General features: G+C 66.6%; 10 protein-coding genes. 6 read left to right on the top strand and 4 right to left on the bottom strand.

Features of this window, described 5'->3' with window-relative positions; translation table 11 throughout:
* The first annotated feature begins 224 nt into the window (after window positions 1-224).
* The 3 genes from ACOOHP_RS21990 (at window position 225) to ACOOHP_RS21980 (ending at window position 4,320) form a co-directional block, all read left to right on the top strand.
* Entirely contained in the window at window positions 225-1,742 is a 1,518-nt protein-coding gene (locus ACOOHP_RS21990; protein ID WP_420468594.1) for a hypothetical protein, read from the top strand.
* A 145-nt stretch (window positions 1,743-1,887) separates the two neighbouring features.
* Complete coding sequence (locus ACOOHP_RS21985) at window positions 1,888-2,652, top strand: SDR family oxidoreductase (RefSeq protein ID WP_420468593.1); 765 nt, start codon at window positions 1,888-1,890, stop codon at window positions 2,650-2,652.
* Window positions 2,653-2,796: 144 nt separating this feature from the next.
* Entirely contained in the window at window positions 2,797-4,320 is a 1,524-nt protein-coding gene (locus ACOOHP_RS21980) for a M48 family metalloprotease (protein WP_420468592.1), read from the top strand.
* On the opposite strand, the gene eutC is transcribed toward ACOOHP_RS21980, so the two are convergent.
* Window positions 4,217-5,125, bottom strand: coding sequence for an ethanolamine ammonia-lyase subunit EutC (gene eutC, locus ACOOHP_RS21975; protein ID WP_420468591.1), 909 nt, complete (start codon window positions 5,123-5,125; stop codon window positions 4,217-4,219). The two genes, ACOOHP_RS21980 and eutC, sit on opposite strands and share 104 nt — an antisense overlap.
* Window positions 5,122-6,519 carry an ethanolamine ammonia-lyase subunit EutB gene (locus tag ACOOHP_RS21970; protein ID WP_420468590.1) on the bottom strand — a complete coding sequence of 466 codons (1,398 nt, stop codon included), beginning with the start codon at window positions 6,517-6,519 and terminating at the stop codon, window positions 5,122-5,124. The genes eutC and ACOOHP_RS21970 overlap by 4 nt, the downstream gene beginning before the upstream one ends.
* Window positions 6,520-6,629: 110 nt before the next feature.
* On the opposite strand from ACOOHP_RS21970, the gene ACOOHP_RS21965 reads away from it, so the two are divergent.
* The 3 genes from ACOOHP_RS21965 (at window position 6,630) to ACOOHP_RS21955 (ending at window position 9,274) form a co-directional block, all read left to right on the top strand.
* Entirely contained in the window at window positions 6,630-8,711 is a 2,082-nt protein-coding gene (locus ACOOHP_RS21965) for a prolyl oligopeptidase family serine peptidase (RefSeq protein ID WP_420468589.1), read from the top strand.
* 116 nt (window positions 8,712-8,827) lie between these two features.
* Window positions 8,828-9,103, top strand: coding sequence for a hypothetical protein (locus ACOOHP_RS21960; RefSeq protein WP_420468588.1), 276 nt, complete (start codon window positions 8,828-8,830; stop codon window positions 9,101-9,103).
* A 6-nt stretch (window positions 9,104-9,109) separates the two neighbouring features.
* Window positions 9,110-9,274 carry a hypothetical protein gene (locus ACOOHP_RS21955; protein ID WP_420468587.1) on the top strand — a complete coding sequence of 55 codons (165 nt, stop codon included), beginning with the start codon at window positions 9,110-9,112 and terminating at the stop codon, window positions 9,272-9,274.
* A 160-nt stretch (window positions 9,275-9,434) separates the two neighbouring features.
* Here ACOOHP_RS21955 and ACOOHP_RS21950 read toward each other — a convergent pair whose 3' ends face one another.
* Window positions 9,435-10,988, bottom strand: coding sequence for a sigma-54 dependent transcriptional regulator (locus tag ACOOHP_RS21950; protein ID WP_420468586.1), 1,554 nt, complete (start codon window positions 10,986-10,988; stop codon window positions 9,435-9,437).
* Entirely contained in the window at window positions 10,981-11,364 is a 384-nt protein-coding gene (locus ACOOHP_RS21945; protein WP_420468585.1) for a response regulator, read from the bottom strand. The genes ACOOHP_RS21950 and ACOOHP_RS21945 overlap by 8 nt, the downstream gene beginning before the upstream one ends.
* Between the last annotated feature and the right edge of the window lie 7 nt (window positions 11,365-11,371).

The following is an 11,371-nucleotide window of genomic DNA, read 5'->3' as shown; positions in this document are numbered from 1 at the left end:
GAATATCGTTCGCCGCCATGCACCGGCGTATGGTGCGCATGCGTAGTGGCACGAGCTTACGAGCCCGCATGTTGCAGCCACACTGACGACAGCGACGCACATTGACGGCCGACCAGCCCCTGCGGGATAGTTCGGGGCTGTTGCGATGTAGACAACAAAGGATTGCGTTGCGGCCAATCGGAGCCAGCGGCGCCCGATAACGGGGTTATTGCATGGAGAGGGGTATGAATGGCAAGGCGCTGGTGCTGACCGCGGCGACCATCGGAGTGGCGATCTTCACGTCCGTAGGTCTCAGCTTGGTGGCGCCGATCGGGGAGGCCCAGGAAGGTCACCCGGAAAGCTTGAGCCCGGATTCTGTGTTTGACACCTCCATCGAGACCCGCGGCGAAACCGCGGAGCCGGCTCTGCAGGTCGCGGCGGCAGATACCGAAGGCAGCATGAGCGATGCGACCGCCGCCGAAGCAGCTCCAGAAGAAACAGCGCCGGCAGAGGTCGACCCGGTGGCCGAAGACGTGCCGGCCGCTGCACAGGCGGTGACGCCTGACGCCACCAGCGGTGAGCCCGCCGAGCAAAGCGACGATGCCAACGGCGACGCGGCCGAAGTTGCACCCGCGCCCACCCCTCAACTCGCCACCGCAGGTGGTGTGCCCGAAGGCGCCGGCGGCTCCTGCGCCGTGGCCGGCGTCAACACCCCTGGCGAACCCGTCGCCGCCACAATCGATGGCGCCGAGGCGACGCCCGCGGCCGAAGCGGCCCCTGCGGCTGAGCCGGCGATGGAAATTGCGCAAGCGGATACGACATCCGAATCTGCGCCGGCCGAGCCCGACGCAAGCGCGCCCGCGGAACCGGTCGCTGCAGACGATTCCGGTAGCGAAGCCGCGCCGATGGACGACAGCGCCGCTGTCACCGATACCAGCGAGGTCCAGGCGACCGGCCCGGCAGCCGAGTTTGCTGCGGCGGAAGGCACCGGCGGCTCCTGTGCGACCGGTCTGACCGACTCGGGCGAAGCACCTACGACGGTGGTTGCAGGCGGCTACCCCGGCGGCAGCGCCGACGCCACCGACGCCACGGGCTCCGCGCCGGCCGCAAGCGATTCAATGGCCCAGGATTCAGTGCCAGAGACAGAAGTGGCCGCCGCACCGGAACCCTCAACGGAGACAGCGCCTGCGGAAGCCGAGCCGGCGGCGGACACTGCTCCCTCCGAACCGGCGCCAGCTGCAGCGCCCGAGCCGACACCGGAACCTGCGCCGGAACCGGAGCCCGCACCGGAACCGGAGCCCGCGCCGGCAGCTGAACCCGAGCCGGCACCGGAGCCCGAGCCGGCGGCAGCCGAGGCGCCCGAACCCGCCGCTGCGGCACCTGCCCCCAAGCCCAAACCCGCCACACCCAAGCCGGCTCCCAAGCCGCGTGTGGCGCCGCCGGAGATCAAGAAGGCTTGGTGGCCGGCCGCGACCGCCGGCAAGCTGAACCTGGTGTACGCGGGCGAAGCCTCGTTCACCAAGGCCATCGCGCTGCTGTTCGACGGCGAGTTCGCGACGCCCGAAAGTGCGAACGCCAACATCAAGGTCAAGAACGAAAACGGCAAGACCGTTTCCGGCCGCTGGCTGGTTGCCTCCAACCCGCGCATGCTGCTGTTCAGTGCCGATCCGGGCCTGTATACGGTGGAAGTCGGCGACGGGTTGAAAGACAAGAACGATCGGGCGTTGTCGGCCGCGTCCAGCGGTCCGGTATTCGTGCCCTGAGACCGGCCCAGCTGTATCGCCAACGGCCGGTATCCGCGGCTGTCGGAATCGGGGCCGGACGTCGCGTCCGGCCCTTTTTCTTGGTGGTGATCGATCGCCTTGGCATGAAGCATTGTCCTTCGTTGCCGTTGACCGGAGAAACTGGATGACAACCCGACTGTTCGACCTCACCGGCCGCGTGGCACTGGTCACTGGCGCATCGCGTGGTATCGGCGAGGCCACCGCCCGGCTCTTGGCCGGCCAGGGCGCCCACGTGGTGCTGGCCAGCCGCAAGCAGGAAGAGCTGGATCGCGTAGCGCAGGACATCGGCGCCAACGGCGGCCGGGCCACGGCGATCGCTGCGCACCAAGGTGATTCTGCAGCGCTCAAACATCTGGTGGAGCGCATCGCCACCGAGCTCGGAAGACTGGACATCCTGGTCAACAACGCGGCCACCAATCCCTACTTCGGCCACGTCACCGATACCGATGCCGGCATGATCGACAAGACCCTGCAGGTCAACGTCAAGGGTTACTTCGAGCTGTCGTCGCTTGCGGCAAAAATGATGAAAGCGCAGGGTGGCGGCGCCATCGTCAACATCGCCAGTATCAATGGGCTGAGCCCCGGCATGTTCCAGGGCATCTACTCCATCACCAAGGCGGCGGTGATCAACATGACCCAGTCGTTTGCCAAGGAATGCGGCCCCTGGCACGTGCGCGTCAACGCAGTGCTACCCGGCCTGACCGACACCAAATTCGCCTCCGCATTGACACGCCAGGAAGCCGTCCTGAAGGGATTTCTGAGTCAGGTTCCGCTGCAACGCATGGCCCTGCCGGAGGAGATCGCACCCGCGGTGCTTTACCTGGTCAGCGACGCCGCCAGCTATGTCACCGGGGCCTGCCTGACGGTCGATGGCGGTTACACAGCCTGAAACCGGCCTGCATGGAGGGTCCCGGAACACGCGACTTGGTCGGCGCTGGAACGCCCCGGTTGCCGTCAGCGCAAGGCTGAACCAAATTCCGACACGCGACTCCAAGCGGCATACACTGTCCTGTCCTCGCCGCTGAACGTACCCATGCGCCGCATCCTGGTCCCCGTGTTGATGGCCGCCTTGATCGGCGGCGCGTGGACGGCAGCGCGTGCACAGACCGCGACCGCGGCACTGCAGTCGCCGCTGGTGGACACCGCAATCCCGCTGCCACGCGACCTCAACCTGCCGCAGATCGGCGATCCCGCCGACTCGGCCCTGTCGCCCGCCGAGGAGGCGCGGCTCGGCGCCAGCGTGGTCGCGCAGCTTTACGCCTACGAGTACCTGCTGGAAGACCCGCAACTCACCGAGTACCTGACCGCGATGGGCTGGCGCCTGGCGGCTGCCAGCGGCACTAATCCGGAGCACCTCGAACTGTTCGTGGTCAAGGATCCGCGTATCAACGCCTTCGCCCTGCCGGGCGGCTACATGGGCTTCAACGCCGGTCTGCTCACCGCCAGCAGTTCCGAAAGCGAGCTGGCGGGCGTGATGGCGCACGAACTCGCGCACGTCACCCAACGCCACATCGCGCGCGGTGCAGCGCAGAGCGGCGGCCTCAGCACCATCGCCACCTGGGCCGCGGTGCTGGCGGCCATCATTGCGGGCTCGGCCGACCCCGACGTGATCCTGGCCGCCGTCGCCGCCGGGCAGTCGATCAGCTATCAGCGGCAGGTCAATTTCACCCGAGCGCACGAACTGGAAGCCGACCGCATCGGCATCCAGACGCTGGCCGAGGCCGGCTTCGACCCGGACGGCATGGCCGGCTTCTTCCAGACCCTCGAACAGCAGTCGCGTCTCTACGGCTCGGGCATTCCCGAGTTCCTGCGCACCCACCCGGTCAACACCACGCGCGTCGCCGAAGCGCAGGCGCGGGCCGCCTCCATGCCCAAGCGCGAGGTCGCCAACTCGCTGGAGTACGGCCTGATGCGGGCACGCACACAGGTGTATGCCTCGCGCCAGCCCAGCGACGCCGTCGACGGATTTTCCGCCCTGATCGAAGCCGGCGAGGACACGCCGGCCCATCGTTACGGCCTGGCGTTCGCGCTGCATCAGCTCGGCCAGAACGAGCGTGCCATGGAAGCACTGCAACCGGTCCTCGACCGCTATCCGCGCCAGGCCAATCTCGGTCTGCTGCAGGCGTCCATCCAGGCCGGCCAGGGCCAGACCGACCCGGCGCTGGCGACCTACCTGCGCACGCTCAACCTGCACCCGCGCTGGACGCCCGCGGTGCTGGAGTACGCCGAAGCGCTCATCCATGCCGGCCAGCCGGAACTGGCGCGCGAGGTCCTGCTGTCGCACGAGCAGGCGTTTGGCACGCGGCTGGACACCTACCGTCTGCTGTCGCACGCCGCGCGCGATGTCGGCAACAACGCCGAAGCCAGCTACCAGATGGCCACGTATCTGTTTCTGCGCGGCGACCCCGGCGGTGCCCTGTCGCAACTCGACGCCGGGCTGCGCATCGCCAGCCTCACTCCGCAGGACCGCGCGCGGCTCGCCGCACGTCGCGCGGAAGTGCGCGAGGCTCTGCCGCGGAACTGGGACCCGGATCGCCGGCCGTTGCCGCGTCGCTAGCGCGCGAAGCCCGGACCGCGCCGGCTGCGGCGGACAGACCCGCCAGCGCCACACCGGTCACGCCCCGATTCAGCGCCGCTTCGATCAGGGCCGCACATTGCAACGCCGCCTCGTCGTAGCTCATTCCGGCTTGGTGGATGTTGGAGATGCAATTGCGCTCGGCATCGACGCGACCCACGCGCGGCTGCGCGGTGAGATAGATGCCCAGGCTGTCGGGCGAGGAAAGCCCGGGCCGCTCGCCGATGATGCTGGCCGCGACCCTGGCGCCGAAGCGTTGCCCGAGTTCGTCGGCCAGCGCCACGCGTGCCTGGGTGGCGACCACCACCGGTGCCACGCGCAGATGCCCGAGTCGGGGCCTGAGCGCGCGCAGCAGCGCAGGGGCGTGACGCTGCACAGCGGCGGACGACAGACCATCGCCGAGCACCAGCAACAGATCGACCCCGCGCACGCCCGGCGCGTCGTGCGCATGGTCGAGCTCGGCCCGCGATGCGTCGGACAGCGTGCGCCCCCAGTCGGGCCGCGCGAGATAACGGGCGCGGTCCTGGGCGCGACTGCAAACCTGCAGCACGGCGGGCCAGCCGTCCGCCACCAGTTCGCCGATCAACCGGGTCACGTCCAGAGGCGTGTGCACGGCGTCGCGCGCCCGCGCATGCGCCAACCCGAGCGACAGCAGCTCGCGGGTCGGCAGGCTGACGCCGCTGCGGCCCAGCGCAACCCGCGCAGGGGTCAACACCGCCAGCTCTTTCCAGCCAGCGGCCGGCTCGGTGATGGCAGTGCTGACGTCTGGAGCGGGCAGTCGTTTCATGCGTTCGCAGCGTCCACGAATCGACGCAGGTCGGTCAGCACGGCGGCCGCACCGTCGGCCGCCGGTGTGCCGGTTGCATCGACGATGCCCTGGCGCTGCAGCCAGGTCTCGAACTCCGGCGCCGGTCGCAAGCCCAACACACGACGCAGATACAGTGCATCGTGAAAGCTGGTGGACTGGTAGTTGAGCATGACGTCGTCGGCACCCGGCACGCCCATGATGTAGTTCACGCCGGCAGCACCCAGCACCGTCAGCAGGGTGTCCATGTCGTCTTGGTCGGCCTCGGCGTGGTTGGTGTAGCAGACATCCACGCCCATCGGCAGGCCCAGCAGCTTGCCGCAGAAATGGTCCTCCAGCGCCGCACGCAGAATCTGCTTGCCGTCGTACAGATACTCCGGCCCGATGAAACCGACCACGCTATTGACCAGCAGCGGCGAAAACTCCCGCGCCACCGCGTAGGCACGCGCTTCCAGGGTTTGCTGATCGACGCCATGGTGGGCATTGGCCGACAGCGCACTGCCCTGCCCGGTTTCGAAGTACATCAGGTTGGCGTCCGCGTCGCCGCGCTTGAGCGAGCGCACCGCGTCATGCGCTTCGCGCAGCCGTTCGAGATTGACGCCGAAGCTGTCGTTGAGCGCTTGCGTGCCGCCGATGGACTGGAACACCAGGTCCAGCGGCAACCCGGCCTCGATCGCCGCAATCTGGCGGGTGACGTGGGCGAGAACGCAGGACTGGGTAGGGATCTCGAAGCGCGCGATCAGTTCGTCCAGCAGCCGCCATAGCGACGCCAGCTGCGCAGGCTCGTCGCTGGCCGGATTGATGCCGATGCAGGCGTCGCCGCAGCCGAGCAGCAGACCGTCGAGTATCGACGCTGCGATGCCGCGAGCATCGTCGACCGGGTGATTGGGCTGCAGGCGCACCGCAAGAACGCCGGGGCCGCCCAGACCGCTGCGAAAGTGCGTGCGCACACGGACCTTGCGCGCCACCAGAATCAGATCCTGGTTGCGCATCAGCTTGCTCACCGCCGCCAGCATCTCCGGCATCAGGCCGGACGCCAGCGAGTTCAGCATGTTGCCGTCCACGGCGTCCGACAGCAGCCAGTCGCGAAGCGCGCCGACGCTCATCGAACGCAGCGGCGCGAAGGCCTCGGGCTCGAACCGGGTCTGGATCAGCGCCGACACCTCGTCGATCCCCGGGTCGATCACCCACTCGTCCAGAAAGCGCGTCAACGGCAGATCGGCCAGGGCCAGGCGTGCGGCCCAGCGCTCCTCGGCGCTGACCGCGGCGATGCCCGCAAGACGATCGCCTGAGCGTTCCGGCGAAGCCTTGGACAGCAATTCGCGCAGGTCCGCAAAGCGATAGCCGCGAACGCCGACGTGCGAGGTGTAGGCCATGGCCGCATTGTGGCGCGCTGCGCCGCCGTCGTCGCCTGCGATCAGGTTTGCGGCCTGCGACTGCGGCCGCTAAGTTGAGGCCCGATCATCATTTCTGGACTCGGTTGCCGATGAAACCGTGGAAGGCCGCGATGCTGGCCCTGTTCGCCGTGGCCGGCGCGCGCGCGGCAACCATCAGCGCTGACGATTCCTACCTGTGGCTGGAGGAGGTCGAGAGCGACCGCGCCCTGACCTGGGTGCGCGAACGCAACGACATTTCGCGCAAGGAATTGGAGGCCTCGCCAGCCTTCGACGCGCTGTATCAACGCCTGCTGCGGATCTACAACTCCGAAGCGCGCATTCCATCGGTCGAACAGCTGGGGGGCTGGGTCTACAACTTCTGGCGGGACGCCGCGCAGCCACGCGGGATATGGCGACGCACCACGCGCGAGGAATACCGCAAGGCGGCGCCGGCATGGGAAACGGTGCTGGACCTGGACCGCCTGGCAGCCGACGAAAACGAGAACTGGGTGTGGAAGGGCGCAACCTGCCTGTATCCCCGGTACGAGAGCTGCTTGCTCAAATTGTCGCGCGGCGGCGCCGACGCGCACGTGGTGCGCGAGTTCGATATTCCGCGCAGACGCTTCGTGGACGACGGCTTCCAACTGGCCGAGGCCAAACATGACATCGTCTGGCGCAATGCCGACAGCGTGCTGGTGGCCAGCGACTTCGGTCCAGGCAGCCTCACCGAATCCGGCTATCCGCGCATCGTCAAGCAATGGACGCGCGGCACCCCGATCAACGCGGCGCAGACCCTCTACGCGGGCGACACCAGCGATGTCGGCGTCGATGCGCTGGTCTATAACGAGCCCGACCGCCAGCGCGAGATCCTGCGCCGCGCGATCAGTTTTTTCTCGTTCGAGTACGTCCTGCGCGTCGGCGACCATCTGGCCCGACTCGACGTTCCGCAGGATGCGGAGCTGGAGCTGTTCCAGGATCACCTGCTGCTGCATCTGCGCAGCCCCTGGCGCATCACCGGCCACACATATGCCAATGGCAGCCTGATCGCGATTCCGCTGGTGGACTTCATCGAAGGACAGCGCGGCTTTGAAGTGCTGTTCGCGCCGACCCCGCAGATCACGCTGGACAGCTACAGCCGAACCCGCAACGGTCTGCTGCTCAATCTGCTCGACAGCGTGAGGGGACGTGTCCTGGCGCTGCGCTACAGCGACGGTCGCTGGCAGCGCATACCGATTGCGGTACCGGAACTGGCCGAGGTTCAGGCCGAAGGCATCGACCCCGACCACAGCGACGACTACTTCCTCACGGTGGAGGATTTCCTCAACCCCACACGCCTGCTGGAAGGCAGCATCGGCCGCACCGATCAGGAACTGCTCAAGCAATTGCCCGCCTACTTCGATACCACCGGTCTGGTCGTCGAACAGCGGCAGGCCCGCTCCCGCGACGGCACCGCGGTGCCCTACTTCCAGGTCAGCCGGCGCAAACTTGACGCCGACGGCAGCCATCCCACCTTGTTGTACGGTTATGGCGGCTTCCAGATTTCGCTGACGCCGGGTTATCAGGCCGCCACCGGCGCCGCCTGGCTCGAACAGGGCGGCGTCTACGTGGTGGCCAATATCCGCGGCGGCGGCGAATTCGGGCCCGCCTGGCACCAGGCGGCGCTGCGCGAACATCGCCAGCGCGCCTTCGACGATTTCATCGCGGTGGCCGAAGACCTGATTGCACGCCGAATCACCTCGCCAAAGCACCTCGGCATCAGCGGCGGCAGCAACGGCGGCCTGCTGGTAGGCGCCGTCATGACGCAGCGACCGGAGTTGTTTGGCGCGGTGGTGTGCCGCGTACCTTTGCTCGACATGCGCCGCTACCACCGCCTGCTCGCTGGTGCCAGCTGGATGAGCGAGTACGGCAATCCCGACCTGCCCGCGGACTGGGCGTATCTGTCGAAGTACTCGCCGTACCAGAACCTGCACAAGGACCGCGACTACCCGCGCGTATTTCTGAGCACCTCGACGCGTGACGATCGCGTGCACCCGGGGCATGCACGCAAGTTCGCCGCGCGCCTGCTCGAACAAGGCCACGACACGCTGTACTACGAGAACATCGAGGGCGGACACGGCGGCGCGGCCAACCTCGAACAACACGCCTACATGGACGCGCTGGCTTATGCGTTCCTGCTCAAGCAGCTTCGATGAATGGCGCGCATCACCTGCGCCTATCCCACTGACCTTGGGCATTGCTTACGTTGGCGGCGCCGCCCCAGAACCCGTCTGTCTCAAGCATCGGCGTGCGATCAGCCCAGGAGCAAACGATGGCCGTATTCATCACCGTGAAGGTCAAAGGCGAACACGCGCATCTGCTGGCCGCCTACGACCGCATCGCCGATTACGAGGAAGCCAACATCCCCGAACTCGGCTGCCATGTCTGCGCCCGCACCGGCGACGGCATGCTCGTCAGCGGCGTGTGGGAATCGCGGGAAGCCTTCGAACGGCTGATGGCGAGTGCGCCGTTTCAGTCCATACTCGCGGACTGCAATCTGCCGGCGCCGGAAGTCGAGTTCTACGAGGTTTACCGCTCGCGCCACTGAGCTGCGATGAACGGCCACCGCTCCGGGTCGGGAAACAGCCTCTGCGAAATTTTCGGCCTCGACCTACAAGAAGCACTTAACGCAGATGGCGTCAAACGCCTGCTGGCGACTGTAAACCTGGAAAAAGCATTTGCCACGGATGACACGGATGACACGGATGACACGGCTTGAAAATCGTCTGGTTGCCAACGCCGATCAAGTCAAACAACCCGGTAAAGCAACGATCCTCAGCAGAGCTATTTTTAATCCGTGTCATCCGTGGCCAACTACCGTTTTTACGGAGAGTGCAACGTTCGAACGCGCTATCGGCGTCCAGCTGTAGTTTTCGAGCTCAAGGGGACTGGGTTTCTGAAGCACCGGTTTCGGCGTCAGCACCCAGCTCGCGCGTGAGCCCGTACTTGCGTAGCTTTTCCACCAAGGTGGTGCGACGCGTATTGAGCAGCTTGGCGGCATGGGCGACCACGCCGTTGGATTGCGCCAGAGCCTGCTTGATCAGGGCCAGCTCGATGTTCTCGATGTGGTCCTTGAGATTGACGCCATCGGGCGGCAGCACCGTCTCTGCGCCTTCCAGCCCGCGCAGCGGCATGGTGCTCTGGGCTCCCGGCAAGGCTTGCGCCGATTGCATTGCCGGAACCGGTGGTGATGCCGGGCGCGGAACAGCGGTTGATGGCAGCGGGCCGGCGGGGGTGTCGCCGGACAGGGTCGATGTCGTGGCAGCCGCGGCGACAGCAGCGATACCGGGGCGATAGCGAGTCGGCAGATCGGCGGTCTGCACGGTTGCATGCGGATGCAACACGGCCAGGCGCTCGATCAGATTGGCCAGCTCGCGGACGTTGCCCGGCCAGTGATAGGTGCGCAGCACCTGTACAGCGTCGGACGACAGGGCGACATTGCCGTGGCCGTTGCGATCCAGGTGATGGATGAGGTCCTGGATCAGCAGCGGCAGATCGTCCAGACGCTCGCGCAGCGGCGGCATCTCGATGGGGAACACGTTGAGACGATAGAACAGATCCTCGCGGAAGCTGCCCTTGATGATGTTCTGTTCCAGATTGCGGTGGGTGGCCGCGATGATGCGTACGTCGCAGCGCTGACTGCGGTTGGAACCAACGCGCTCGTATGTGCGCTCCTGCAGCGCGCGCAGGATCTTGACCTGCATCGGCAGACTCATGTCGCCGATCTCGTCCAGAAACAGAGTGCCGCCGTCAGCCATCTCGAAGCGACCGCGCCGCGTGGTAATGGCGCCGGTGAACGCGCCTTTTTCGTGGCCGAAAAGTTCGGATTCCAGCAGGTCGGCGGGGATGGCTCCGCAATTCACCGCGACGAAAGGCTTGTCCCGCCGCGCGGAATTTTCATGGACCGCACGCGCCACCACTTCCTTGCCGGTGCCGGACTCGCCGGTGATGAGCACGGTGGTGTCATGCGGCGCCACCTGCTCGATCAGCCGCTTGACGCGCCGGATCGCCACCGAGGTTCCGGACGGACCGGCCACGCGTACGGTGGCGGCCTGCTGTTCCATGCGCACCAGTCCGGCGCGACGCAGCAGCTCGTTGAGCTGCGCATATTTCACCGGGTAATCCACCGGCAGACAGGCGCTGCGATCCAGTTCGAAGGCCGAGACCGTTTTCTCGTGATTGGGCGGCAGCACCAGCAGTGGCGGATGCAGCCGATCCCGCTTGAGCCATTGCACGAAGCCATCCAGCCCCGACCAGTCGGCCACACCGCCGACCATCACCGCCAGCCAATCCTGCGGACGATGCTCGGCCAGACTCAGGTCCTGCACGCGATCGATCAGGACCGGGTTGTAATCGATGAATTGCAGGCAGGCGCCGATGGCCTGCGCCCGCGACTCGTCGTTGTCGACCACCAGCACTCTGGACTCAGGCATGCGTGGCCCCCGCCGCGAAGCTGCGCACAATCTCGGGAATACGGTGTTCGAATTCCTGCTTGTTGACGAAGCCGTCGGCGCCCGCACCGGCGGCATGCTCGCGGTGGCTGGCGTCGTCGTAGTGACTGGCGATGACGATGCGCGGCGGTGCGTCCTGCGCCTTGATCAGCCGCGTGGCCTGCAGCCCGCCCATGCCGGGCATGGCCAGGTCCATGATGATCAGATCCGGACGCAGCTCTTCAGCCAGACGCACGGCGTCATAACCGTCGTAGCCGCAACCGACCACGTCGACCTCCGGCACCGTCGCCAACAGGTGCCGCGCCAGCACCACGAAGCCCTTGTTGTCGTCGATCAGCAGTGTTCGCACTTTTTCCATCACGCTC

Source organism: Panacagrimonas sp., assembly GCF_965216805.1.
Taxonomy (GTDB): Bacteria; Pseudomonadota; Gammaproteobacteria; order Nevskiales; family Nevskiaceae; genus Panacagrimonas.
This window is presented reverse-complemented; position numbering and strand designations above follow the sequence as displayed.